The sequence below is a fragment of the Streptomyces sp. PA03-3a genome (genome assembly GCF_033792735.1).
Lineage (GTDB): Bacteria > Actinomycetota > Actinomycetes > Streptomycetales > Streptomycetaceae > Actinacidiphila.
Genome location: NZ_JARAVM010000010.1, coordinates 19,695 through 43,457 on the forward strand (window position 1 = coordinate 19,695; position 23,763 = coordinate 43,457).

Sequence of the window (23,763 nt, forward strand, 5' to 3'; positions counted from 1 at the left end):
GGCAGAGATCTTGCGATCAGCCTCCTCCGTCCCTCAGTATCGACCGGTGCTCGAACGCCGGACGACCCACGACGACCTTGTCGACCACCTGGTGCGGACCACGCCGCTGCAACGCGGCGAGGCCGCCCGGGTGGTCCTCGACGTCCTGGCGTACTTCGACGAGACAGCCGAGGACTTCGTACGGCGCCGCCACCGCGAGCTGCAGGCCAAGGGTCTGCAGAACGTGGAGATCTTCGAACGGATCACGGCCGAGCTGCCGCACCGGGCGGTCACCCCGCCCGCGTACTCACTGCGGCAGCTGCGCCGCATCGTCTACGGCTGACAGTGAGACCGGGCCGCCTCGAGCGACCGGGAGGGACGGAAACATGTGTGGAATCGTCGGCTACATCGGGAAGCGTGATGTCGCCCCGCTGCTGCTGGAGGGCCTGCAGCGACTGGAGTACCGCGGCTACGACTCCGCGGGCATCGTGATCGCCGGCAAGTCCGGCGGGCTCAAGGCCGTCAAGGCCAAGGGCCGGGTCCGTGAGCTGGAGGCACGGGTCCCCAAGCGCTTCGCCGGTACGACCGGCATAGCCCACACCCGCTGGGCCACCCACGGCGCCCCCAGCGACGTGAACGCGCACCCGCACCTCGACACCGAAGGCAAGGTCGCCGTCGTCCACAACGGCATCGTGGACAACGCCTCCGAACTGCGCGCCAAGCTGGAGGCCGACGGCGTGGTCTTCGCCTCGGAGACCGACTCCGAGGTCATCACCCACCTCATCGCCCGCTCCCAGGCCGCGTCCCTGGAGGAGAAGGTCCGCGAGGCGCTGAAGGTCATCGAGGGCACGTACGGCATCGCCGTCATGCACGCCGACTTCCCCGACCGGATCGTCGCGGCCCGCAACGGCTCGCCGGTGGTCCTCGGCATCGGCGAGAAGGAGATGTTCGTCGCCTCCGACGTCGCCGCACTGATCTCGCACACCCGCCAGGTCGTCACCCTCGACGACGGCGAGATGGCCACCCTGAAGGCCGACGACTTCCGCACGTACACCACCTCGGGCACTCGCACCACCGCCACCCCCGAGACCGTGGAGTGGGAGGCCGCCTCCTACGACATGGGCGGTCACGACACGTACATGCACAAGGAGATCTGCGAGCAGCCCGACGCGGTCGACCGCGTGCTGCGCGGCCGGATCGACGACAAGTTCTCCACCGTGCACCTGGGCGGCCTGAACCTCGACGCCCGCGAGGCCCGCGGCATCCGCCGTGTGAAGATCCTCGGCTGCGGGACCTCCTACCACGCCGGGATGATCGGCGCCTCGCTGGTCGAGGGCCTGGCGCGCATCCCGGCCGACTCGGAGCCCGCTTCCGAGTTCCGCTACCGCAATCCGGTCGTGGACCCCGACACCCTCTACATCGCCGTCTCGCAGTCCGGAGAGACGTACGACGTGCTCGCGGCGGTGCAGGAGCTCAAGCGCAAGGGCGCCCGCGTCCTCGGCGTGGTGAACGTGGTGGGTTCCGCGATCGCCCGGGAGACCGACGGCGGCGTGTACGTGCACGCCGGCCCGGAGGTCTGCGTCGTCTCCACCAAGTGCTTCACCAACACCGTCGTCGCCTTCGCGCTGCTCGCCCTGCACCTGGGCCGCATCCGCGACCTGTCGGTGGCCGACGGCAAGCGGATCATCGAGGGCCTGCGCGCGCTGCCCGAGCAGATCCAGGAGATCCTGGCGCAGGAGGAGGACATCAAGAAGCTGGCCGCCGAATACGCGGAGGCCAAGTCGATGATGTTCATCGGCCGGGTGCGCGGCTACCCGGTCGCGCTGGAGGCGTCCCTGAAGCTGAAGGAGATCTCCTACATCCACGCCGAGGCGTACCCGGCCTCCGAGCTCAAGCACGGCCCGCTGGCCCTGATCGAGCCCGCGATGCCGACGGTCGCGATCGTCCCGGACGACTCGCTGCTGGAGAAGAACCGCGCCGCGATGGAGGAGATCAAGGCCCGCAGCGGCCGCATCCTGGCGGTCGCGCACCGGGAGCAGGAGAAGGCCGACCACACGATCCTCGTCCCGAAGAACGAGGACGAGCTCGACCCGATCCTGATGGGCATCCCGCTCCAGCTGCTGGCGTACCACACGGCGCTGGCGCTGGGCCGGGACATCGACAAGCCGCGCAACCTGGCGAAGTCCGTGACCGTCGAGTAGCCCCCTCGGGGATCCGTGGACGGACGACGAGGCCCCCCGCGCCCGAAGGGGCGGGGGGCCTCGCTGCCGTGTTCCCCGCCGGTCAGGCGGCGTGCCCGCGGTGCGGCATGGACAGCCGCCAGCCGTCGGCGAGGGCGCGCCGGCCCCAGGCGGCGTTGGTGAGCAGTGCGGTCCCGCCGTACCAGGCCACCGCGCCGGCCGCGAGGCCGACCCAGCCGCCCACCTTGCCGAGGCCGCCGTTGGAGGCGAGTGCCGCGACGCCGGACAGGGCCGTGGACACGGTCAGCAGCCCGAAGACGGCCTGCGCCACGCCGCCCATCTGCCAGGCGGCCATCGTCAGGCTGAGCGCCAGCAGCGCCCACAGGAGCATGAAGAGCCCGGCGGCCTCCTTGCTCGCACTCACACCGGACCCCGCCGACCAGGTCACCCAGAAGGCGCCCAGTGAGGCGAAGGCGGTGCCGGTGAAGCCGTTGCCGCCGTAGAACTCCCACATGCCGGCGACGAATTGCGTGACGCCGCCGACGACCAGTGCGAGCCGGGCGGCGTCCGCCGCCGCGGTGCCGTCGAATACGCCGGTGCTGAGCAGCCCGTAGGCGATCAGCGTCAGGCCGAGTGTCAGATATCCCAGAGCCGTTGCGCCGGCTCCTGCGGTGCGTGCCGTGGAGACGTCGTTGTCCACCGCGGGCCCCCTTCGGGTACGAGGGAAGAAACTGCAGATGAGATACCCTTCACAAGGGCACAAGCAATCCCGTGGAGGCCGGATTCACGGCGTCGTGCACCGAATCGTTATGGAATGACCACGACAGGCCGCTGAGCGCGGCGCGCAAGGCGCCCGGCGACCGACCCGAAGATCTTGCCGATGATCCCGTGCGTCCCGCCCACCACGATGGCGTCGGCCTCGTACTCCCGGCCGACCTCCTCCAGCTCGTGGCAGATGTCGCCCCCGCGCTCGACCAGGATCCACGGCACCTCCGACAGGTGGTCGGCGCAGGCGAGTTCCAGGCCGAGCACCTCGGTCCGGTGGTCGGGGACGTCGACGAAGACGGGCGGCTCGCAGCCCGCCCACACGGTCGCCGGCAGCCGGTTCGCGACGTGCACGATGATCAGTGCGGAACCGGAACGGCGTGCCATGCCGATGGCGTAGGACAGGGCCCGTTCACTCGACACGGAGCCGTCGAAACCGACGACCACGCCGTGCCGGAAGGCGGGATCACAGGAAGTGCGCGCCTCGCAGTCCGCCTCCGGCACCGCCGCCGGTTCGGCGAGCGGCTTTCCGTCGGCGGGCTCGGGGAGCTCGTAACCGGCCATGATGCGGTTTCTCGGCAAGGTCGGCGCCGGGAGCGCCGAGTGGGCGGACAACAACAGTGCGGGGGCCGCGGGACCGGCCTGATTTCGACCGGTAAGGGGCTGCCCTTCCCGCTGACTCCAGAGTACGGCGAGTGTGGGCCCCTGCACAGATGCGCAGGCGCCCTCACAGCGTCCCCCTACCCCGGAGTTTCCAGGAGAATGCCGGAGCCGGCGGCCGAGCGCAACGCCCCGCCGCCAATCGGACAAGTCACCCCGCGCCCGGCCCACTCCCGCTGTCCGCCTCCGGCCATATCCGGAATCGTCCTCCCGGCCGCACGGGGCAACGGGGGCGCACTCGTTCCCCGGCCACTCAGGGGGCGTACGACGGAGCGCTGACCAGGGGTGCGTACCATACGTCCCATCAATTTCGGCCAACTTCCCGTAGTGCGGCGGGACTTGGGATCATGTCCCACAACCCCCGCAGCCACCGGGGCGGAAGCGGAATGAGGGGGCGCACGGACGCTGTGCGCCGGTTCCACTCCCGGAAGGCACACTTCACGAAGGGAACGCTTCGTGATCGAATGCTTCACGCCACGTGGTCATGTCGACATACCGGCAGGTGGTGAACTTGCCACTGCGGGTACAGCGGAACCAGTAGATTCGATCTTGAGCGACAACGGCGGGGGACCCGTGCAGGACCGAGAGGACCAGACGACCGAGGGGGGCTTGAGCTCCATGACACAGGAGTCCAGGACCGGCACCATGGCGGAGATCCAGTCGGCCGCCGGCATGTCCACCGCACCGTCCGCGCCGGCGGGGACACCGTCAGTCCCGCACGTCCCGGGAGCGTCCGGCGCCCCGGTGAGCACCTCCGTTCCGTCAGGCCCGGCCGCCACCGCCCAACAGGGGCGCGGGCCGCGCAAGTTGTCGGCACGACGCCGTCAGGAGGTCGTCGCCGTGCTGCTGTTCAGCGGCGGCCCCATCTTCGAGAGCTCCATCCCGCTCTCCGTCTTCGGCATCGACCGCCAGGACGCGGGCGTGCCCCGATACCGGCTGCTGGTCTGCGCCGGCGAGGACGGCCCGCTGCGCACCACCGGCGGGCTGGAGCTGTCGGCCCCGTACGGGCTGGAGGCGCTGTCGCGGGCCGGCACGGTCGTCGTCCCCGCCTGGCGCTCGATCTCGCAGCCCCCGCCCGCCGAGGCGCTGGACGCGCTGCGCCGCGCCCACGAGGAGGGCGCCCGCATCATCGGGCTGTGCACCGGCGCCTTCGTGCTCGCCGCCGCGGGACTGCTGGACGGCCGCCCCGCCACCACGCACTGGATGTACGCGCCGACGCTCGCCAAGCGCTACCCGTCCGTGCACGTCGACCCGCGCGAGCTGTTCGTCGACGACGGCGACGTCCTCACCAGCGCCGGCACCGCCGCCGGCATCGACCTGTGCCTGCACGTCGTACGGAGCGACCACGGCGGCGAGGCCGCCAACGCGCTCGCCCGCCGGCTGGTCGTGCCGCCGCGGCGCGGGGACTGGGGCGGCCAGCCACGGCACCTCGACCGCTCTTTACCCGAGGAGATCGGCGGCGATCCGCTCGCCGAGGTCGTCGCCTGGGCGCTGGAGCACCTGCACGAGCAGTTCGACGTGGAGACCCTCGCCGCCCGCGCCTACATGAGCCGCCGCACGTTCGACCGCCGGTTCCGCACGCTGACCGGCAGCGCGCCCCTGCAGTGGCTGATCACCCAGCGCGTCCTGCAGGCCCAGCGGCTGCTGGAGACCTCCGACTACTCGGTCGACGAGGTCGCCGCGCGCTGCGGATTCCGCTCGCCCGTCGCCCTGCGCGGCCACTTCCGCCGCCAGCTCGGCTCCTCCCCGGCCTCGTACCGGGCCGCCTACCGGGCCCGGCGCCCGCAGGACGAGCCGGACTCCGGCGCGCTCGCCGCCACCCGCGAACCGCGCGGCGCCGAGGCGGGCGGCGTCCCGGTCCCGCGCCGCGGCCCGGCGGCTGCGGCGGACCGCGGTCACGGCGGGGTGCTGCAGATCCCCGGCCAGCCAGGGGCAGGGGCGGCCCCGCTCAAGACCGACGGCGAACCGCCCTACGCGGCGCGCATCCCGGAGCAGGCGGGCAGCCGTTTCGAGCCCCGTGAGCCGCACGGCTCCCGGCGTCCGCGGGGTGATCGGGACGCCCGTGAGGGGCGCAGCCGCAGCGCGACCATGCCTGCTCCACGGGATCGCCCCGTAGGGTGAGACGTATGAACGACCGGATGGTGTGGATCGACTGCGAGATGACCGGGCTCTCCCTGGCCCAGGACGCTCTGATCGAGGTGGCGGCGCTCGTCACCGACTCGGAGCTCAATGTGCTCGGTGAGGGGGTGGACATCGTCGTCCGTCCGCCGGCCGAGGCCCTGGAGAGCATGCCGGAGATCGTCCGCACGATGCACACCAACTCCGGCCTGCTGGAGGAACTCGACGGCGGCGTGACCCTGGAGGAGGCGGAGAAGCTCGTCCTGGACTACATCCGCCAGTACGTGGCCGAACCCCGCAAGGCGCCGCTGTGCGGCAACTCGGTCTCCACCGACCGCGGCTTCCTCGCCCGGGACATGCCCACGCTCGAACAGCACCTGCACTACCGGATCGTCGACGTCTCCTCCGTCAAGGAGCTGGCCCGGCGCTGGTATCCGCGCGCCTACTTCGCCAGCCCGGAGAAGAACGGCAACCACCGCGCCCTCGCCGACATCCGGGAGTCCATCGCGGAGCTGCGCTACTACCGCGAGGCCGTCTTCGTGCCGCAGCCCGGACCCGACACCGACACGGCGCGCTCGATCGCCGCGAAGTACGTCCTGCCTGCGGAAACGGTGGAGTGAGAGACCCACGGAAAACGTGGCAGCGAGCACCCCTCCGGACCCTGTACACTTTTTCTCGGCCGGTGGGAAGCAGTAGCAAGCACCGGTCATGGTGGGTGTAGCTCAGCTGGTAGAGCACCTGGTTGTGGTCCAGGATGCCGCGGGTTCGAGTCCCGTCACTCACCCTGATCGACGAGGGGCCGGTCCGTGAAAACGGACCGGCCCCTCGTCGTGTGCCCGGGGGCCACCGGGCACACGGGCCCCCGTCCCGGGCGTGGGCACCTCTAGCCCGCGACCGCCTCGGCCGCCGCGAGCGCCGGCTGCCAGGGGTACTCGGGCCCGGCCCCGGCGTCCGCGAACAGCACCGTGACCCCGGCGGTGCGCAGGATCTCCAGCGAGCGCTCGAACTGCGGGTGCTGCATGAGCGCGGCGTTCACGGACGGCATCGCCACCATCGGGACGCGCTTGCCGATGCCCTCGGCGAGGGTGCCGGTCACGAACGTCTCCGTGAGGCCCAGCGCCCATCCGTTGATCGTGTTGAAGGTGGCCGGGGCCACCAGGATCACGTCGGCCGGGGGCCAGACCTCGGGATGGCCGGGCAGCGGGTACTGGTGCCGCACGGGGTGGCCGGTCAGCGCCGCCAGTCCGTCCAGACTCGGCTCCAGCCAGCGTGCCGCGGTGGGCGTCAGACCGAGGCAGACGTTCCAGCCGCGCACCTGGGCGTCCTCGATGACCCGCGCGACGTCGAAGACGGGAGGGGCGGCGCCGGCGAAGAGGTAGAGGGTCCGAGTCATGCGGACCACCCAACCGTGGGAAGTGGATCTTACGCAACCGTATGCGGGACCGGAGGTCCCGCGGTCCTCACGGGGACCAGTGGTACTTGCCCCCGCCGAGCCAGCGCACGGCCTGCGGATCGTCGAAGTCGACGTGCTTCCGGCCGGCGTCGTGAGCGATCCGGACGACGTCGAGCAGGTCATGGGCGATGCCGACGGGCTGCCCGTCGATCTGCACGATGCGGAAGGGCGGGTCCCCGGCCTGGACGGGGGACACGACGATCGGGGTGGTGCTCACCCGTCCAGCTTGCGGCACCCCGGCGCACCGCGCACCCGAAGTGGCCCCGCCTCGCGGGCGGTGAATGGCCCTCGGCGGGCCCGTGCCCGCGCTCGTAGCGTGGAGTGCATGAGCACCGAGCCTTCCCGCACCGCCCTCGCCGCCCGGCTGCGCGCCCTGCACGTGCCGGGCGACCCGCTGGTCCTGCCGAACGTCTGGGACTGCGCCTCGGCCCGCGCCGTGGCCGACGCGGGCTTCCCGGCGGTCGCCACCGGGAGCGCGGCCGTGGCGCCCGCCCTGGGGTACGAGGACCGGGAGGGGACGCCCGCGGACGAGATGCTCGCCGCGGTCGCCCGCATCGCCCGGGCCGTCCCCGTACCGGTGACGGCCGACATGGAGCGGGGCTACGGGATGAAGCCCGCGGAGCTGGCGGAGCGGCTGGCCGCGACCGGTGCCGTGGGCTGCAACCTGGAGGACACCGACCACCGCACGGGGGCGCCGGCCGACGCCGGGGAGCAGGCGGAGTACCTCGCGGGCCTGCGCGCGGCGGACCCCGATCTGGTGATCAACGCCCGGACGGACCGCTTCGTCCGAGGCGCGGGCGGCCCGGCGGAGCGGCTGGCGGACGCGGCGGACCGGATGCGGGCGTACCTGGAGGCCGGCGCGGACTGCGTCTATCCCATCGGGGCGCTGGACGAGACGGCCGTCAGGGCCGTCGTCGAGGCCGTGGACGGCCGCCCGGTGAACGTGCTGTCCTGGCCCGGCGGCCCCTCGCCGGCGCGTCTGGCGGAGCTGGGGGTGGCGCGGATCAGCTTCGGCCACCAGCTCCACCAGCTGGTGCAGGAGTACTTCACCGGGCTCGTCGCGGCCGTGGCGCGCGGGGACAGCCCCTTCCCCAAGGCCTGACGATGCGTCAGCCGTCCGTGCGCGGGGGCGACTCGTCGTTGCCGCGGCGGATCGTGCGCAACGGGGCGCCGGGCCGCCACACCTGCAGGACGAGGTCGGGGTCCTCGACATAGGTGCGCACGACCTCGGCGATCTCGGCGCGGAAGAGGTGGAAGGGCCCCTCGGGCACCGTCACCTCGCCGGTGAAGCGGGCGATCGCCGCCGGGTCGGTGACCTCGACGGCGCGTCCGGAGATCCGCACGTCGCCGCCGTCCATGGAGGTGCCGGGGCCGGGGTTGACGTGGAGCGCGAAGCGCGGGTCGCGCCGCAGGTCGAGGGCCTTGCGGGAGCCGGGCATCATGCCGAGCCACAGTTCGCCGAACCGGAACTCGGCCTCGATGCCGCTGAGTCTCGGTGAGCCGTCGGCACGGAGGGTGCCGAGGACGTGGTGCTTGTAGCCGCCGAATCGGGTGCGCACGGCCTCGGCGAATCCGGGCTGTGCTTCTTCGAGGTCTGTCCAGCTGGTCGTCATGCCGCCATGCTCCCCGGCATACCCGACATCTTCTGTCGGCATTGCCGGGGCGGGATCACTCCTCGCCCGGAAGGCGGCCGGCCGGGGCGTCGCCCTGGCCCTGGCGGGCGGCCTGCCAGATCCCGCGGAGGCGGTCCAGCTCGGCCAGTTCGGCGCGCGACCAGGTGCGCCGGCCCGCGACGTACCGCCGTATGGCCTCATTGGCGGCTTCGACGGATCGACGGTCCAGAACGGTCGGTGGCATGCCTTGATTTTAGGAGAGGGGTGTGACAAAGAGCCCTGGTTGACGCCCTCGTGGGCCCATGTCACACCGTGAGCCTCCTCACGTGACGGGGCTCACTCCCCCATGGGGCGCTCCGGCCGCGCGGCGGTCAGGCGGACTCGCGGCGCACGAGCTCGGTCGACAGCACGACGTGCCGGCGGGTGGCGGTGCTCGCCGCGATCTCCTCCAGCAGCACCCGCGCCATGGTGCGGCCCATCTCCTCGATCGGCTGCCGCACGCTGGTGAGCGGCGGGTCGGTGTGGCGGGCGACGGCGGAGTCGTCGAAGCCGATCAGCGCCACGTCGTCGGGCACGCGCCGGCCCTTCTCGCGCAGCACCTGCAGCGCGCCGCCGGCCATGACGTCGGAGGCCGCGAAGACGGCGTCGACGCCGGGGCGGCGCTCCAGCAGCGCCCGCATCGCGGCGCGGCCGCCCTCCTCGGTGAAGTCACCGGCCGCGACGAGCGCGTTGTCGTGGAGCAGCCCCGCACCCTCGACCGCCTGGCGGTAGCCGTCGAGACGGCAGCGGGCGACGTACATGTCCAGGGGGCCGGTGATGGTCGCGACGCTCCTGCGCCCGAGCCCCAGCAGGTGCGCGACCGCCGAGCGGGCGCCGCCGACGTTGTCGGAGTCGACGTAGGACACCGACTCCAGGTCGGAGCGGCGGCCGCTCAGCACCGTCGGCATCTCCAGCTGCTCCAGCAGGTCGGGCAGCGGGTCGTCCTCGTGCACCGAGGCCAGCAGGACGCCGTCGACGCGGTGGGCGGTGAGGTACTGGGCGAAGCGCTGCCGCTCCTTGGGCGTCCGCAGCAGTGTGAGCAGCAGCTGCATGTCGGTGTCGGCGAGCTCGGCGCCCACGCCCCGGATGATGTCCGAGAAGTACGGCTCGGCGAAGAGCCTGGTCTCGGCCTCCGGGATGACCAGGGCGATCGCGTCCGTACGGTTGCCCGCCAGGGCGCGCGCCGCGCGGTTGGGGACGTAGCCGAGTTCGGCGATGGCGGCCTCGACCGCGGCCTTGGCATGGTCGCTCACCCGAGGTGATCCGTTGATCACCCGGGAGACGGTGCCCCGGCCCACTCCGGCCCGCGCGGCGACCTCCTCGAGCGTCGGCCTTCCGCTGCGCCGTCCGCCGATCACCATTACGGCCTCCCAATCACGAGGTGGTAACTGCGCCAACTTAGAGCGTCTGCTCCCTTGACACCTCATCGGGGAACGGAGACTCTTCAACACATCACATGTGGGAGCGCTCCCACACTAGCGAACACGTACACTTCCCGCACGTATCCCGGAGGACCCGAATGCGCACGACAAGGACGTCGTCCCGGCCACGAGGCCGTACCGCGGCCGTAGCGATAACCGCAGTGGCGGCGCTCGGAGTGAGCCTGCTCGCCGGCTGCTCCAAGGACAGCGGCGAGCCCGCGAAGGCGGGTGGCTCGGAGGGCGACGGCAAGGGCAAGATCACCCTCACGGTCGGCACCTTCGGTGTCTTCGGCTACAAGCAGGCCGGTCTGTACGAGGAGTACGAGAAGGCGCACCCGAACATCACGATCAAGGAGAACGTGATCGAGCGGAACGACGCCTACTACCCGCAGCTCCTCACCCACCTCGCCGCCGGCAGCGGCCTGAGCGACATCCAGGCCATCGAGGTCGGCAACATCAACGAGATCGTCTCCACCCAGGCGGCGAAGTTCGAGGACCTCTCCAAGGCCGCGGGTGTCGAGAAGTCGAACTACCTCGACTGGAAGTGGGCCCAGGCCAGCACCCCCGACGGCAAGACCGTCGGCCTCGGCACCGACATCGGCCCGATGGCCATCTGCTACCGCACCGACCTGTTCAAGAAGGCGGGTCTGCCCACCGACCGCGCCGAGGTCGGCAAGCTGTGGGCCGGTGACTGGAGCAAGTACCTGGACGCGGGCAAGACCTACACCGAGAACGCGCCCAAGGGCACCACGTTCCTGGACTCCTCCGCCGGTCTCTACCAGGCGATCAGCAACTCCGCCTCCGAGCGCTACTACGACAGCAGCGGCAAGGTCATCTACAAGACCAGCCCCTCCGTGAAGGAGGCCTGGAACCTGGCCATGGAGGCCACCACCGGCAAGATGACCGCCAAGCTGAAGCTGTTCGACAAGGCCTGGGACCAGGGCTTCGCCAACGGCCGCTTCGCGTCGCTCCCCTGCCCGTCGTGGATGCTCGGCTACATCCAGGAGAAGGCCGGCGACGCGGGCAAGGGCAAGTGGGACGTCGCCGCCGCGCCGAAGCCCGCCAACTGGGGCGGCTCCTTCATCGGCGTGCCCTCGGCCGGCAAGAACAAGGAAGAGGCCGTCAAGCTGGCCGCGTGGCTGACCGCCCCCGCCCAGCAGGCCAAGGTCTTCGCCAAGCAGGCGAGCTTCCCGAGCGCCCCGGGTGCCTATGACCTGCCCGAGGTCAAGGACGCCAAGCACGAGTACTTCAACAACGCGCCGATCGGCCAGATCTTCGCCGACGCCGCCAAGAGCATCCCGACCCTGGTGATCGGCCCGAAGGACCAGCAGATCTACACGGCCATCACCGACGTCGGCATCCTGCAGGTCGAGCAGCAGGGCAAGACCCCTGCTCAGGGCTGGGCGGCTGCCGAGAAGGAAATCGACAACGCACTGGACCAGTGACACGCATGGCTTCGGATGTCTCCGACAAGACCGCAGTGACCGCGCCCCCCTCCGAGGGGGGCGCGGCCCCGCGCGGCGGCTCCGGCCGTCCGCGCGACGCACGTGACGAGCGACGCGGCCGCTGGCGCAGCCGCCGCTACCGGTGGGACGTCAAGGCGATGCCGTACGCCTTCGTCTCGCCCTTCTTCCTGTTCTTCGCAGCCTTCGGCCTCTTCCCGCTGATCTACACGGGCTGGTCCTCCTTCTACCGGGTGGAGCTGACCAACCTCGACGCGCGCGAGTTCGTCGGCTTCCACAACTACACCCGTCTGCTGGAGGACGAGTTCTTCTGGAACGCCCTGAAGAACACGTTCACCATCGGTGTGATCTCGACCGTCCCGCAGCTGCTGATCGCGCTGGGCCTGGCCCACCTGCTCAACTACAAGCTGCGCGGCTCGACCTTCTTCCGGGTCGCGATGCTCACCCCGTACGCCACCTCGGTCGCCGCCGCGACGCTGGTCTTCACGCTGATGTTCGGCACCGACTACGGCATGATCAACTGGGTGCTGGAGCACCTCGGGTTCGGCCACCACATCGACTGGCGGGCGGGCACCTGGTCCTCGCAGATCGCCGTGTCGTCGATCGTGATCTGGCGCTGGACCGGTTACAACACCTTGATCTACCTGGCCGCCATGCAGGCCGTACCGCACGACCTGTACGAGTCCGCCGCGCTGGACGGCGCCTCGCGCTGGCAGCAGTTCCGCCACGTGACCATCCCGATGCTGCGGCCGACGATCCTCTTCACGATCGTCGTCTCGACGATCGGCGCCACGCAGCTGTTCGGCGAGCCGTTCCTCTTCGGCGGCCCCGGCGGTGAGAAGGGCGGCTCCTCCCACCAGTTCCAGACGCTGGGCCTCTACCTGTACGAGCAGGGCTGGACGAACTACCACCTCGGGCGGGCCTCGGCCATCGCCTGGGCCATGTTCCTGCTCCTGCTGCTGATCGCCGCCGTCAACGGGCTGGTCGCCCGCTGGCTGCGCAAGAACCACGAGGGGTGACGACGATGGCCACCATCTCGACCAACCCGACGGATCAGGCGGCCGAACCGGCGGACGCGCCCCCCAAGCCCAAGCGCCGCACCCCTGGGGCGCCCAAGGCCGGACGGCAGCTGCACGCGGGCCCGTTCACCTACATCGTGCTGATCGTCTTCACGGCGATATCGCTCTTCCCCCTGGTGTGGACCGCGATCGCCGCCTCCCGGACGAACTCGCGGCTGGCGCAGACCCCGCCGCCGTTCTGGTTCGGCTCGAACCTCTTCAGCAACCTGCAGACCGCGTGGACCGAGGCCAACCTCAGCACGGCGCTGCTGAACACGGCCATCGTCGCGGGCAGCATCACCCTCGGCACGGTGCTGTTCTCGACGATCGCCGGCTTCGCCTTCGCCAAGCTGCAGTTCAAGATGAAGAACTTCCTGCTGATGCTGACCATCGGCACCATGATGGTGCCGCCGCAGCTGAGCGTGGTGCCGCTGTTCCTGTGGATCGCGGACCTCGACTGGACGAACCACCTCCAGGCGGTCATCCTGCCGACCTTCGTCAGCGCCTTCGGTGTCTTCTTCATGCGGCAGTACCTCTCCCAGGCGCTGCCCACCGAGATCATCGAGGCCGCCCGCGTCGACGGCGCCAGCAGCCTGCGGATCGTCTGGCACGTGGTCTTCCCGGCCGCCCGGCCCGCGATGGCGGTCCTGGGCATGCTGACCTTCGTCGCGGCCTGGAACGACTTCTTCTGGCCGATCATCGCGCTGACCCAGGAGAACCCGACCGTGCAGGTCGCGCTCACCAGCCTAGGCCGCGGCTACATCCCCGACGAGTCCGTCATCATGGCCGGCGCGCTGCTCGGCACGCTCCCCCTGCTGCTGGTCTTCGTGATCTTCGGCAAGCAGATCGTCGGCGGCATCATGCAGGGCGCGGTCAAGGGCTGACCCCCTCGCCCGGCCGCAGCCCTCCCCCCTTACTCCTCTTGTTCACTCGTTCCGATGGGAGCGCTCCCGTATGACAGCGTCCGACATTCGTCCCGCAGCGAGCGGCACCGCCGCGGTAGGCGGCCACCAGTTCCCGCCCGGCTTCCTGTGGGGTGCGGCCACCGCCGCGTACCAGATCGAGGGCGCCGCTGCCGAGGACGGGCGCACCCCGTCGATCTGGGACACCTTCAGCCACACCCCCGGCAAGGTCTTCGAGGGCCACACCGGCGACGTCGCCGCGGACCACTACCACCGGTTCCGTGACGACGTGCGCCTCATGGCCGACCTCGGCCTGAGCGCCTACCGGTTCTCGGTCTCGTGGTCCCGCGTCCAGCCCACCGGCCGCGGTCCCGCGGTGGAGCGCGGCCTCGACTTCTACCGCGCGCTCACCGACGAGCTGCTGGAACACGGCATCCAGCCGGCCGTCACCCTGTACCACTGGGACCTGCCGCAGGAGCTCGAGGACGCCGGGGGCTGGCCCGCCCGCGACACCGCGGAGCGCTTCGGCGAGTACGCCCGGATCGTCGGCGAGGCACTCGGCGACCGCGTCCAGCTGTGGACCACCCTCAACGAGCCCTGGTGCAGCGCCTTCCTCGGCTACAGCTCCGGCGTCCACGCCCCGGGCCGCACCGACCCGGTCGCCGCCCTGCGCGCCGCCCACCACCTCAACCTGGGCCACGGCCGCGCCGCCGAGGCCCTGCGCTCGGTCCTCCCGGCCCGTGCCCAGCTCGGCATCACGCTCAACCTGCACCAGGTCCGCGCGCTCACCGGCTCCCCCGCCGACGTGGACGCCGCGCGCCGCATCGACGCCGTCGGCAACCGGGTCTTCACCGGCCCCCTGCTGGGGGGCGCGTACCCGCAGGACCTGCTGGAGGACACCCGCGGCCTGACCGACTGGTCCTTCGTCCAGGACGGCGACCTCGCCGCGATCAAGCGCCACCCGCTGGACGTGCTCGGCATCAACTACTACACGCCCACGCTGGTGTCCGACGGCGCCTCCGTCGACGGGCCGCGCAGCGACGGCCACGGCTCCAGCGAGTTCTCCCCCTGGCCGGGCGCGGACGACGTCGCCTTCCACCAGCCCCCGGGCGAGCGGACCGCGATGGGCTGGTCCGTCGACCCCACGGGCCTGTACGACCTGCTGATGCGGATGAACCGCGAGTTCCCCGACCTGCCGCTGCTCATCACCGAGAACGGCGCGGCCTACGAGGACTCCGTGGGCCCCGACGGCGCCGTGCACGACCCGGAGCGGGTGGAGTACCTGCGCGTCCATCTGGAGGCGGTCCACCGCGCCATGCGCAACGGCGCCGACGTGCGGGGCTACTTCCTGTGGTCGCTGATGGACAACTTCGAGTGGGCGTACGGGTACGACAAGCGCTTCGGCGCGGTCTACGTCGACTACGAGACGCAGGAGCGCATCCCGAAGTCCAGCGCCCTGTGGTACGCGGGCGTCGCCCGCACGGGCGCGCTCCCCGACGCGGCGGAGGCTGACACCGCGTCCTGACGGACCGGCGGGACGCGGCGCACTATTCGGAGGGGGGCGCCGCGTCCCGTCCCACGTCGCGGAGGAACTCCGCCCAGGCCGCGGGGGTGAAGGAGAGGGCGGGGCCGTCCGGGTCCTTGCTGTCCCGGACGTGCACGCGGTGCGGGGTGGTGGCGACCTCGACACAGTTGCTGCCTTCCGTGTCGCTGTACGTCGACTTGCGCCAGGACAGTCTGCCGCTCATGCCTCACCCGCCATCCGCTTGATGAATCGCGCCGACTCATCGGCGCCGAGGGCCTCCGTCCGGATCATGCCATGTCGTTGCGTCAGCGCACCCACCTGTTCCGGGTCCGCGGTCAGCAGGCTGAGTGACTGCCCTTCCGTGAGGGCCAGTCGTTCGTGCTCGCGGGTCTCCAGCAGCACGATGGGCCCGTTGAGTCCAGGGTGCGCGCCGGCAGCGAACGGCAGTACCTGCAAGGAGACATTGCGCAGGCCGGCCACGTCCAGCAGGTGTACAAGCTGCCGCCTCGCCGTGTCAGAGCCGCCCACCGGACAGCGCAGAGCCGCCTCGTACACCACGAAGCTGAACTCCACGGGTGGACTGCGCCGCAGCAGGGCCTGACGTTCCAGCCGTGCCCGGACCCGCTCTTCGAGAACCTCGTCGTCGAGCGGCGGCCGGTGCGCGCCGAGCAGGGCGCGCACGGTGGCTTCGATCTGGAGCAGGCCCGGGATCAACAGCGGTTCGTACGACCAGAGGCTGACCGCCTCCGCCTCGTAGCGGAAGAAGTCCTGCGACCTCGCCGGGAACCTCTCCGGCTTGAGGTACGCCTCCGCTGCGGCAAGCTTCCCCTGGGCACCGCACAGCTGATCCGCGATCTGCAGGAAACGGGAACTGGGCCGGCGGCGGCCCTGCTCCATGGACTTCACCGTCTCGTAGCCGTACGCCGCCTCGCGGGCCAACTGCTCGCGTGTGACGCCCGCTTGCTCACGCCAGAGCTTGACCTGGTTGCCGCAGTACCGCCACGCCATCGGCGGCCGGGTCGCCTCGCCGTTCATCCGCACCCACCCCCGCACTCTCCGTGTCCACAAGACTACGGAAGGGCACCGTCAGCCGCGTCCGAAGCTGTGGAAGCGGCCCACGACGGTGAAGCCGCGGCGGCCGTACCAGAGCCGGGGCCAGTCGTCCGCGTCGGCGACCAGGAAGCGGGTGGCGCAGCCGGCGTCGACGGCCTGGCGCAGGGCCGTGGCCAGGACGGCGTCCGCGTAGCCGTGCCCGAGGTGGGCCTCGGCGGTGATGAGGTCCTCGACCTGGGCGGTGCGCGACGCGCGGTCCATGTAGAGGTCCGCCCAGGACGCGACGTCGCCCTCGGGCGTTCGCGCACCGATGAAACGGACGACGTCCGCGCCGCGGTGACGGATCTCGCGGCGGTCGACGAGCTGGCGGACGACGTCCTCACCCGCCTCCGGGAGGAAGCCGCGCCAGCGCCGGGCGAGGGGTTCGCGGAAGGCGTCGAGGTCCACTTCCTCCGCGGGACCGCCGTCCGGGACCGGGCCGGTGTGCAGCATGACGAGCTCGGCGGAGTGGTGGTAGCCGGCGCGGATCAGGGGCCCGGCGCAGGCGGTGCCCGTCGTGTCGTCCAGGACGGTGATCGCGCGGTGCTTCAGGTGGCCCAGCGCCTCGTCGGCGAGGACGGGCAGCGCCTCGGGGTCGACGTCGCCGTCCACGACCACGTGGTTGTTGCCGTGCGAGTGCGCGTAGGCGTCGTCGAGGACGGCGAAGCCGCCGGGGAGCTCGACGGTGCGCGCGGCCTGGCGGCGGGCGAAGGCGACGACGAAGGCGCGGATCCCCCGCAGTTCCGGTCCGGTCATGAGGGCAGCCTAGGCGGGACGCTAGGGTCGTGAGCCATGGCGATGCAACTCCTCAAGGCCGACGACGACTTCGCCGACCGGATGGTCGCGCTGGCCGGCCTGCCGTGGAGCCGCCGGGCGGTCGAGGACGCGTTCGTGGCCAACGGCTGGGAGATCCCGGAGGACGAGGAGGAGGGGCCCGACATCGGCTGGTGGGAGATCCAGTTCCTCCCCGGGCGCGAGGAAGACGTCGACGAGTGGTGGCTGGAGCTCGGCGGTCCTCCCGGCTGCGTGGACGACGGCTCCCCCGACGCCGTGTGCGCCCACACCGGGTGCCGTGCGGGCAGCTACGTCCTGCACCCCTTCGCGTACTTCGCCGACCCCGAGGACCCGGTCGAGTGGGACAACGAGTTCGGGCCCTGGCACAGCCGCCCGGACGTACGGGGCGAGGCGACGGCGGCGGACTACGACGCCGAGTACCTGCGGGTGGCGGCGCTGCTGCGCGAGCGCCTCGGGGAGCCGGAAGCCGCGGGCCCCTGGCCGTACGAGGACATCGACGCCACACGGCACGTCCGCTGGGCGCGGGGCGACGCGTACGTGATCCTGCTCGACGGGAGCGACGCCACGTCGTACGGCGCCTACCGCCGCGCGGGCGTCGCCGTCCGGCCGCGGCGGTAGGGGACGGCGGTGGCCGTGCACCGCCGTCCGTCGACGACGAGCACGGCCCCGACGCGTTACGAGCGCCGGGAGGAGCAGGAGACCGACCTGCTCGCGGTCACGAGGGCGTCGCCGGTATGGCGCACGCGACGACGGTCCGGCGGTGGCTGGAGGAGCACGGCTGGTACGCCGGGCGGGACGTCCGGGAACGGATCGACGAGCACCTCGCCTTCCGGCCGCGCGACGCCGCGCGCCAGGGCTTCCCGCTCACGCCGCCGGCCGCGGCCCTGGACTTCCTGCGCACGTACGGGCTGCTGCGTCTGCCGTACCCGAAGGCCCCGAGATCGCCCTCGCCGTCCGGCCCGTCGGCTGCCCGGGCGACGCCGAGGACTTCGCCGAGCCGGCGGCCGGCCTCGGCCGGCCGGTGTTCCCCGTCGCCCACGAGCCCTCGGAGGGCGGGATCGTGCAGCTGGACGACCTTGGGCGGGTGTCCTACCTGCACGGCACCGGCCCGTACTTCCTCGGCCACGACGCGCACGAGGCCTTCGCCCGGCGCCTGTCCGGGAGGACTCTGCGGGACGCGGCGGATCTCTACGCCTGACCGTGCGCGCGGCGCGGCGCCGCGCCCGGCCGGCGGCCCGGGGAGTGGAGCGTCCTGATCACCGACCGCCGAGGCTCGATCAAGGCCGGTTGAAATCGGCGGGATCGTGGAGCTGGATATGCTCACGAACCGTCAATACTTCTGCTGCCGAAGACCAGTAGAGACACGGGGGTGTCCGTTGTGGGCGTCGTGCTGCCCGACGAGCTGGCGTACGTACTCGACCTGATCGGCGTCGCCTGGCCGAATGTCGACGAGGACGACTACCGCGAAATGGCGACGTCTCTAAGGGACTTCGCCGACGACATCGACGGCGGCGCCATGGACGCCCACACCGCCGTGCAGGAGCTGCTCGGCGCGAACGCGGGCGCCGCCATGGACGCCTTCGAAGCCCACTGGGGCAAGGTCAGGGGCACGCATCTGGCCAATCTCGCAGAGGCCGCGCGGATGGGTGCCGTCGCGCTGGACGGAGTGGCGATAGCCATCGAGGTCGCCAAGGGCGCCGCGATCGTGCAACTGGGCATCCTGGCCGTGGAGATAGCCGCGACGATCGCCTCCGCCCCCGTCACGCTCGGGCTGTCCAGCTTCGCCGGGGCCGCCGCCACCCAGGCGACCCGGATGATCGTGAAGAAGATCTTCCGCGAGGTCATCAACCAGGTCGTCGACCAGCTGATGTCAATCGCCACCGCCCCGATCTACGCCGCCTTGGAGTCGATGGCGGCCGACCTGGTCATCCAGGTCGGCTCGAACGCCCTCGGCCTGCAGAAGGGCGTCGACCTGGGCCGGACGGCCGACGCCGGCAAGGAGGGCTTCGGCGAAGGCGTCGACGGCGCCAGGAAGCAGGCCGACGGCTTCACCCTCGCCAGCGCCGGAGGCGGCGGAGGCGGAGGCGGCGGGGGCGGGGGCGGGGGCGGCGGCGGGGGCGGAGCCGGGGGCGGCAGTCACTTCCAGAGCGACGGCGACAGCTTTGACCGGATCGACACCCGGCTCGACGGCATCACCGGCTCCCTGCAGAGCAGGTCGAAGGGACACATGGGCCGCGCCCGCACCGCCAAGGGGCGGACCGGCGGCCGCGGCGAGCTCGCGGAGCACATCATGCCGATCGCCACAAAGATCGTGGACGGCATCGGTGAGGCCGCGGAGAAGGCCGTGGCCCATGTGCGCGGCGACATGCGCAAGGGCCTCCAGCAGATGCACCGCAACCACCGCGACAACGACGACAGGATCGCCGGCGACCTGGACCGCATCGCCAAGGGCGGCAGGAACGACCCCAAGGGCCCCGACGCCGGCACCACCCTCGACTCCACCAGAGGCGGCCCCGGCGGCCGGGGAAGGCCGGGCAAGGGGGATCCGTCCCTGGCCGGGGCCGGCAGGGGAGGCCAGTCCACGGGCGGCAACGGCAGTTGCCGGACCGCCGGCGACCCGGTGGACGTCGTCTCGGGCCAGATGATCACCTCCACCACGGACCTGGTGATGCGCGGGCTGCTGCCGCTGGTCCTGCGCCGCGCGTACGCGTCCGGCTACGTCGGAGGGCAGCTGTACGGTCCGGGCTGGTCGTCCACACTCGACCAGCGCGTCGAGATCGACGTGACGGGCGTCCACTACGCGGGGGACGACGCGCAGATACTGCACTACCCGTTCCCGGCGGAATCCGGGCAGGCCGTGTACCCCGAGTCCGGGGCACGCTGGCCGCTGACGTGGGACCACGAGACCGACACCGTGCGGATCGAGGACCCGGACCGGGGCTGGACGCGGCATTTCGACGGTTCACCGGTCACGCCGGGGCTGATCGGCGGCACCCGGCCGGTCTCCGCCCTCTCGGACCGGAACGGCCATCGCGTGGTCTTCGTCCGCGACGAGGACGGCGTGCCCACCGAGGTGCGCCACACCTGCGGCTACAGGGTCGCCGTCGACACGGTGGCCACGGCGGCGGGACCGCGTGTCGAAGGGCTGCGCCTGCTCGACGGCCCGGGACTCGGTCCGGGGACCGCCGTCGTCGGCTACCGGTACTACCCCGACGGCCGGCTGGCCGGCATCACCGACTCGTCGGGCCTGCCCTATGTCTACGAGTACGACGACGCCGGGCGGATCACCCGGTGGATCGACCGCAACGGCGAGAGCTACGAGTACCTCTACGACGACGACGGACGCGTCGTACGAGGCGTGGGCGACGGCGGGAACCTCTCCGCCGTCTTCACCTACGACACCGCGCGCCGGATCACCACGGTCACCGACAGCCTCGGCCATGCGACCGAGTACCACTACGACGAGCGGGAACGGGTCTTGCGGACCGTGGATCCGCTCGGAAACGCGAGGATCACCGGGTACGACGCCCTCGGCCGGGTCACCGCTCGCACCGACGAGATAAACCGGACCACCACCTTCGACCTCGACGGCCACGGCGACCCCGTGCGGATCACCGAGCCGGACGGCAGCACGGTCGAGATGCAGTACACCGAACTCCGTCAGATCGCCGCCGTGCGCCGGGGCGCCACGCTCGTCGCCGCGTTCACCTACGACGGGAACGGCAACCTGCTCACGACGACCGACGCGGCGGGCTCCCGCACCGTCCGGGAGTACGACGCACAGGGCCGCCTGAGGTCCGTGACCGATCCCCTGGGTCAGACACGGCACATGGAGACCGACGCCGCGGGCCTGATCACCGCCGTGACGGACGGACTCGGGCAGACGGCCAGGGTGATGTACGACGCCTTCGGGCGCAGACTCGCCTTCACCGACCCGCTCGGCGCGACGACCCGGTTCGTCCGCCGGCTCGAAGGCGAGATCACCGAACGCGTCCACCCCGACGGTTCACGGGAGCGCTGGACCTACGACGCCGAGGGCAACGTCGTGGGCCACGAGGACCAGGCGGGGGCGGTCACGCGCTTCAGGATCGGCCCCTTCGGGCGCCTGGCCGGGCTGGTCACGCCCGACGGGGAGGAACAACGGTTCGCCTACGACACGGAGTTGCGGCTGCTCTCCGTCTCCACCAACGGTGCCGCCTGGCACTACGGCTACGACGCGGCGGGCCACATCGTCAGCGAGACCGACCTCAACGGAAGGCGCCTGTCCTACGTGCACGACGGCGCCGACCAGTTGCTGGAGATCACCGACTCGGCCGGCCGCACCACCGGTTTCTCCTACGACGCGCTCGGTCAGCTGACCGAGCGCCGGAACCACGACGGATCGACGACCAGGCTCGGCTACGACGCGCGCGGTCTGCTGACACGCGTCGACGGCCGGGACAGCCTGGTGGAGTACGCCCATGACGCCGTGGGGCGCGTCGTCAGCGACACCGTCGACGGCCGGACCACGAGGTACACGTACGACGCCCTCGGGCGGTGCACGAGCCGTACCACTCCGTCCGGCATCACCTCGACGTGGACGTACGACGCCAACAACCAGCACACCGGCCTCGCCGGCCCCCTCGGCGCCCTGACCTTCACCTATGACGCGAGCGGACGCGAGACCGCGCGCTTCCTCGGTGCGGGCGCCGCGCTGACCCAGGCCTGGGACGTGTGCAACCGGCTGAGCGCCCAGTCCATATGGTCGTACGACGCGACGGCCGACCCCGGCGACGCCTACGCCAACCTGCAGGAACGCACCTACGGATACCGCGCCGACGGGATGCCAGCCGTCGTGGAGGACAAGCTGCGCGGCAGGCGCGAGTACGAGTTGTCCCCGGCCGGGCGGGTCACCCGTGTCAGCGGCCGGTCGTGGACCGAGCGCTACGCCTACGACCCGCTCGGCAACATCACCTACGCCGAGGACTCCCGGGTGCCCGACGGCGCGACCGCCGGCGAACGGGCCTACACGGGTTCCCTGCTGCGCAGCGCGGGGCGCACGCACTACGAGTACGACGACCGGGGCCGCGTCGTCCGGACCCTGGCGCGTACGCTCTCCGGCCGGCGTCGGGAGTGGAGGTACAGGTGGGACGAGGAGGACCGCCTGATCGGCGTCGCCACCCCGGATCGCGGCTCCTGGACCTACCGTTACGATCCGCTCGGCCGTCGTGTCGCCAAGCAGCGGGTCGAGGAACGGGACGGCGGGCAGGCCGTCGTCGTGGAGGAGAGCCTGTTCGTCTGGGAGGGCGCGCGGATCGTCGAGCAGCACAGCTCGCTCGCCGACGGCAGCCGCCGCACGCTCACCTGGGACTGGGAGCCGGGCACATGGAAGCCCCTGTCCCAGACGGAGCGCGCGTGGCGCCCCGATGACGGGGCGCAGGGCCCCGTCGACGAACGCTTCTTCGCCATCGTCACCGACCTGGTCGACACACCGAGCGAGATGGTGGACCCCGGGGGCGCGGTCGTGTGGTCCTCGGGCACCGACCTGTGGGGCCGCCGGCTACGGCACACCGCGGACGACCCCGAGTCCTGCCCTCTCGGGAGGCCCGGGCAGTACCACGACGAGGAGTCCGGACTCGAGTACAACCACTTCCGCTACTACGACCCCGCCACGGGCCGCTATCTGAGCAGCGACCCGCTGGGCCTCAACGCCGGCCCGAACCCGCACGCGTACGTACCCAACCCGCTGTACTGGATCGACCCGTTCGGCCTCGCGAAGCAGCCCTCGGGCTGGGGCGGCTGGTACGGGAAACTGACCCCGGCCAACTGGACGGACGGCAGCGACGACACGCGGTACGAGGTCAACCACATCCCGGCCAAGGCGACCTACCTGGACCTCGGGCTGACCACCGACCTCAAGGAATCGACGGGCCCGGCGATCCGGATGGAGTACGAGGACCACCGCAACTTCATCAGCACGGGTTCCAGCGCCGAGGCCGACGCCTGGCGCGCCGCGCAGAAGAGCCTCATCCGGCAGGGCAAGTTCGACGAGGCGATGAAGATGGACATCGACGAGATCCGTCGCCTCCACGGGACGAAGTACGACGCGGCCATCAAGGAGATGGTCGACTCCCTGCCGAACAACAGGAAGTTCCAGAAGTACCTGAAAGACAACGGATGGACCGTCCGGACCTGCCTCCTACAATGACGCGCATGGACATCGAACTGGACCCGCCGAACGGCATTACCGGATTTCCGCTGGGCATGCCGGCGGCGGATGTCAAGGAAGCGGCCGCCGGACTCGGAAGAATCCAGGTGCAGGACGAGGACGCTCCGAGCGTCTTCCGCCCCATGAAGGTGCTGGCCGTCCATCCGCAGTTCGAGATCACCTTCACTCTGAGGGACGGCAAGGCCCTCACCTCCGCGGAGGTGTGGATCCCGCGGCCGGGCCCCGAGGAGGTGAACGTCACCTTCCGGGGTCTCGACGTCTTCCGCACCCCGGCACGGCAGTTGCTCGAACGGCTCGAGGGCATGGGACTCACGGTGCTGGACGAGCGGCTCTACGCTTTCGTACCCGGGCTGTCCCTGGGGTTCACGCGGGTTGCCGGGCACGAAGTCCCTCTCGACACGGACGGCGAACCGCTGTACTTCCAGGCCGTCCTCACCGGGCCCGCGGATTACTACGACTACAAACTCGCCGACGGCTAGGACTTGTCCGGAC

General features: G+C 71.3%; 23 protein-coding genes, 1 tRNA gene and 1 pseudogene. 15 read left to right on the forward strand and 10 right to left on the reverse strand.

Going from position 1 to position 23,763, the window contains the following annotated elements; translation table 11 throughout:
* Positions 1-46: 46 nt before the first annotated feature.
* Together PV342_RS14320 and glmS are read left to right on the forward strand one after the other, a co-directional pair.
* The gene (locus PV342_RS14320; protein ID WP_386990967.1) at positions 47-322 is read left to right on the forward strand and encodes a hypothetical protein; all 276 of its coding nucleotides are present in this window, start codon (positions 47-49) and stop codon (positions 320-322) included.
* Between the two features lie 43 nt (positions 323-365).
* The gene (gene glmS / locus PV342_RS14325) at positions 366-2,180 is read left to right on the forward strand and encodes a glutamine--fructose-6-phosphate transaminase (isomerizing) (RefSeq protein WP_018563950.1); all 1,815 of its coding nucleotides are present in this window, start codon (positions 366-368) and stop codon (positions 2,178-2,180) included.
* 82 nt (positions 2,181-2,262) lie between these two features.
* Here the strand turns inward: glmS and PV342_RS14330 are convergent, their stop codons facing one another.
* Together PV342_RS14330 and PV342_RS14335 are read right to left on the reverse strand one after the other, a co-directional pair.
* Complete coding sequence (locus tag PV342_RS14330) at positions 2,263-2,859, reverse strand: acetate uptake transporter (RefSeq protein WP_018563951.1); 597 nt, start codon at positions 2,857-2,859, stop codon at positions 2,263-2,265.
* Positions 2,860-2,966: 107 nt separating this feature from the next.
* Positions 2,967-3,488 carry a universal stress protein gene (locus tag PV342_RS14335; RefSeq protein ID WP_018563952.1) on the reverse strand — a complete coding sequence of 174 codons (522 nt, stop codon included), beginning with the start codon at positions 3,486-3,488 and terminating at the stop codon, positions 2,967-2,969.
* A 714-nt stretch (positions 3,489-4,202) separates the two neighbouring features.
* Here PV342_RS14335 and PV342_RS14340 point away from each other — a divergent pair.
* From PV342_RS14340 to PV342_RS14350, 3 genes are all read left to right on the forward strand, one after another.
* Entirely contained in the window at positions 4,203-5,705 is a 1,503-nt protein-coding gene (locus PV342_RS14340) for a helix-turn-helix domain-containing protein (protein ID WP_386990964.1), read from the forward strand.
* Between the two features lie 5 nt (positions 5,706-5,710).
* Complete coding sequence (gene orn, locus PV342_RS14345) at positions 5,711-6,322, forward strand: oligoribonuclease (RefSeq protein ID WP_018563954.1); 612 nt, start codon at positions 5,711-5,713, stop codon at positions 6,320-6,322.
* A gap of 91 nt (positions 6,323-6,413) precedes the next feature.
* A tRNA-His gene (locus PV342_RS14350) sits at positions 6,414-6,486 on the forward strand.
* Positions 6,487-6,585: 99 nt separating this feature from the next.
* Here PV342_RS14350 and PV342_RS14355 read toward each other — a convergent pair.
* Complete coding sequence (locus PV342_RS14355) at positions 6,586-7,095, reverse strand: flavoprotein (protein WP_386990962.1); 510 nt, start codon at positions 7,093-7,095, stop codon at positions 6,586-6,588.
* A 67-nt stretch (positions 7,096-7,162) separates the two neighbouring features.
* Positions 7,163-7,372 carry a hypothetical protein gene (locus PV342_RS14360; RefSeq protein ID WP_018563956.1) on the reverse strand — a complete coding sequence of 70 codons (210 nt, stop codon included), beginning with the start codon at positions 7,370-7,372 and terminating at the stop codon, positions 7,163-7,165.
* Positions 7,373-7,480: 108 nt separating this feature from the next.
* Here PV342_RS14360 and PV342_RS14365 point away from each other — a divergent pair, with 108 nt between their 5' ends.
* Complete coding sequence (locus PV342_RS14365; protein ID WP_400805434.1) at positions 7,481-8,257, forward strand: isocitrate lyase/PEP mutase family protein; 777 nt, start codon at positions 7,481-7,483, stop codon at positions 8,255-8,257.
* Positions 8,258-8,264: 7 nt separating this feature from the next.
* On the opposite strand, the gene PV342_RS14370 is transcribed toward PV342_RS14365, so the two are convergent.
* From PV342_RS14370 to PV342_RS14380, 3 genes are all read right to left on the reverse strand, one after another.
* Positions 8,265-8,768, reverse strand: coding sequence for a pyridoxamine 5'-phosphate oxidase family protein (locus tag PV342_RS14370; RefSeq protein WP_400805435.1), 504 nt, complete (start codon positions 8,766-8,768; stop codon positions 8,265-8,267).
* Positions 8,769-8,823: 55 nt separating this feature from the next.
* Positions 8,824-9,012: a hypothetical protein gene (locus PV342_RS14375; RefSeq protein WP_018563959.1), complete on the reverse strand. Its 189-nt coding sequence runs from the start codon at positions 9,010-9,012 to the stop codon at positions 8,824-8,826.
* A 127-nt stretch (positions 9,013-9,139) separates the two neighbouring features.
* Positions 9,140-10,168 carry a LacI family DNA-binding transcriptional regulator gene (locus tag PV342_RS14380; RefSeq protein ID WP_500317351.1) on the reverse strand — a complete coding sequence of 343 codons (1,029 nt, stop codon included), beginning with the start codon at positions 10,166-10,168 and terminating at the stop codon, positions 9,140-9,142.
* A gap of 158 nt (positions 10,169-10,326) precedes the next feature.
* Here PV342_RS14380 and PV342_RS14385 point away from each other — a divergent pair, with 158 nt between their 5' ends.
* The 4 genes from PV342_RS14385 (at position 10,327) to PV342_RS14400 (ending at position 15,176) form a co-directional block, all read left to right on the forward strand.
* A complete protein-coding gene (locus tag PV342_RS14385; protein ID WP_400805437.1) occupies positions 10,327-11,673 on the forward strand; it encodes an ABC transporter substrate-binding protein in 1,347 nt (448 codons plus the stop codon).
* Positions 11,674-11,678: 5 nt separating this feature from the next.
* Positions 11,679-12,710: a carbohydrate ABC transporter permease gene (locus tag PV342_RS14390; RefSeq protein ID WP_386990956.1), complete on the forward strand. Its 1,032-nt coding sequence runs from the start codon at positions 11,679-11,681 to the stop codon at positions 12,708-12,710.
* A gap of 5 nt (positions 12,711-12,715) precedes the next feature.
* A complete protein-coding gene (locus PV342_RS14395; RefSeq protein ID WP_386990954.1) occupies positions 12,716-13,633 on the forward strand; it encodes a carbohydrate ABC transporter permease in 918 nt (305 codons plus the stop codon).
* Positions 13,634-13,703: 70 nt separating this feature from the next.
* Entirely contained in the window at positions 13,704-15,176 is a 1,473-nt protein-coding gene (locus tag PV342_RS14400) for a GH1 family beta-glucosidase (protein ID WP_386990952.1), read from the forward strand.
* 22 nt (positions 15,177-15,198) lie between these two features.
* Here PV342_RS14400 and PV342_RS14405 read toward each other — a convergent pair whose 3' ends face one another.
* The 3 genes from PV342_RS14405 to PV342_RS14415 are packed head-to-tail and all read right to left on the reverse strand — an operon-like array spanning position 15,199 to position 17,024.
* On the reverse strand, positions 15,199-15,399 hold the full coding sequence (locus PV342_RS14405; RefSeq protein ID WP_396346506.1) for a DUF397 domain-containing protein: 201 nt from the start codon (positions 15,397-15,399) through the stop codon (positions 15,199-15,201).
* On the reverse strand, positions 15,396-16,211 hold the full coding sequence (locus PV342_RS14410) for a helix-turn-helix domain-containing protein (protein ID WP_400805439.1): 816 nt from the start codon (positions 16,209-16,211) through the stop codon (positions 15,396-15,398). The genes PV342_RS14405 and PV342_RS14410 overlap by 4 nt, the downstream gene beginning before the upstream one ends.
* A gap of 51 nt (positions 16,212-16,262) precedes the next feature.
* The gene (locus tag PV342_RS14415) at positions 16,263-17,024 is read right to left on the reverse strand and encodes a GNAT family N-acetyltransferase (RefSeq protein WP_500317354.1); all 762 of its coding nucleotides are present in this window, start codon (positions 17,022-17,024) and stop codon (positions 16,263-16,265) included.
* A gap of 36 nt (positions 17,025-17,060) precedes the next feature.
* Here PV342_RS14415 and PV342_RS14420 point away from each other — a divergent pair, with 36 nt between their 5' ends.
* The 5 genes and pseudogenes from PV342_RS14420 (at position 17,061) to PV342_RS14440 (ending at position 23,750) form a co-directional block, all read left to right on the forward strand.
* Positions 17,061-17,681, forward strand: a complete 621-nt coding sequence (locus tag PV342_RS14420; RefSeq protein WP_400805443.1) for a hypothetical protein — start codon at positions 17,061-17,063, stop codon at positions 17,679-17,681.
* 116 nt (positions 17,682-17,797) lie between these two features.
* Positions 17,798-17,998: pseudogene (locus PV342_RS14425) on the forward strand (SUKH-3 domain-containing protein); the annotation flags it as partial.
* Positions 17,999-18,003: 5 nt separating this feature from the next.
* The gene (locus PV342_RS14430) at positions 18,004-18,261 is read left to right on the forward strand and encodes an SUKH-3 domain-containing protein (RefSeq protein WP_500317462.1); all 258 of its coding nucleotides are present in this window, start codon (positions 18,004-18,006) and stop codon (positions 18,259-18,261) included.
* 171 nt (positions 18,262-18,432) lie between these two features.
* The gene (locus PV342_RS14435; RefSeq protein ID WP_500317356.1) at positions 18,433-23,250 is read left to right on the forward strand and encodes an RHS repeat-associated core domain-containing protein; all 4,818 of its coding nucleotides are present in this window, start codon (positions 18,433-18,435) and stop codon (positions 23,248-23,250) included.
* A 5-nt stretch (positions 23,251-23,255) separates the two neighbouring features.
* Positions 23,256-23,750, forward strand: coding sequence for a hypothetical protein (locus tag PV342_RS14440; RefSeq protein ID WP_361003847.1), 495 nt, complete (start codon positions 23,256-23,258; stop codon positions 23,748-23,750).
* Positions 23,751-23,763: the final 13 nt, after the last annotated feature.

Bases quoted from the DNA above. Each gene is read 5' to 3' on its own strand.
- PV342_RS14395 (WP_386990954.1), top strand. From the start codon at position 12,716: ATGGCCACCATCTCGACCAACCCGACGGATCAGGCGGCCGAACCGGCG.
- PV342_RS14375 (WP_018563959.1), bottom strand. From the start codon at position 9,012: ATGCCACCGACCGTTCTGGACCGTCGATCCGTCGAAGCCGCCAATGAG.
- PV342_RS14340 (WP_386990964.1), top strand. From the start codon at position 4,203: ATGACACAGGAGTCCAGGACCGGCACCATGGCGGAGATCCAGTCGGCC.
- PV342_RS14405 (WP_396346506.1), bottom strand. From the start codon at position 15,399: ATGAGCGGCAGACTGTCCTGGCGCAAGTCGACGTACAGCGACACGGAA.
- glmS (WP_018563950.1), top strand. From the start codon at position 366: ATGTGTGGAATCGTCGGCTACATCGGGAAGCGTGATGTCGCCCCGCTG.
- PV342_RS14420 (WP_400805443.1), top strand. From the start codon at position 17,061: ATGGCGATGCAACTCCTCAAGGCCGACGACGACTTCGCCGACCGGATG.
- PV342_RS14440 (WP_361003847.1), top strand. From the start codon at position 23,256: ATGGACATCGAACTGGACCCGCCGAACGGCATTACCGGATTTCCGCTG.
- PV342_RS14400 (WP_386990952.1), top strand. From the start codon at position 13,704: ATGACAGCGTCCGACATTCGTCCCGCAGCGAGCGGCACCGCCGCGGTA.
- PV342_RS14380 (WP_500317351.1), bottom strand. From the start codon at position 10,168: ATGGTGATCGGCGGACGGCGCAGCGGAAGGCCGACGCTCGAGGAGGTC.
- PV342_RS14415 (WP_500317354.1), bottom strand. From the start codon at position 17,024: ATGACCGGACCGGAACTGCGGGGGATCCGCGCCTTCGTCGTCGCCTTC.
- PV342_RS14410 (WP_400805439.1), bottom strand. From the start codon at position 16,211: ATGAACGGCGAGGCGACCCGGCCGCCGATGGCGTGGCGGTACTGCGGC.
- PV342_RS14390 (WP_386990956.1), top strand. From the start codon at position 11,679: ATGGCTTCGGATGTCTCCGACAAGACCGCAGTGACCGCGCCCCCCTCC.
- PV342_RS14365 (WP_400805434.1), top strand. From the start codon at position 7,481: ATGAGCACCGAGCCTTCCCGCACCGCCCTCGCCGCCCGGCTGCGCGCC.
- PV342_RS14385 (WP_400805437.1), top strand. From the start codon at position 10,327: ATGCGCACGACAAGGACGTCGTCCCGGCCACGAGGCCGTACCGCGGCC.
- PV342_RS14335 (WP_018563952.1), bottom strand. From the start codon at position 3,488: ATGGCCGGTTACGAGCTCCCCGAGCCCGCCGACGGAAAGCCGCTCGCC.
- PV342_RS14355 (WP_386990962.1), bottom strand. From the start codon at position 7,095: ATGACTCGGACCCTCTACCTCTTCGCCGGCGCCGCCCCTCCCGTCTTC.
- orn (WP_018563954.1), top strand. From the start codon at position 5,711: ATGAACGACCGGATGGTGTGGATCGACTGCGAGATGACCGGGCTCTCC.
- PV342_RS14370 (WP_400805435.1), bottom strand. From the start codon at position 8,768: ATGACGACCAGCTGGACAGACCTCGAAGAAGCACAGCCCGGATTCGCC.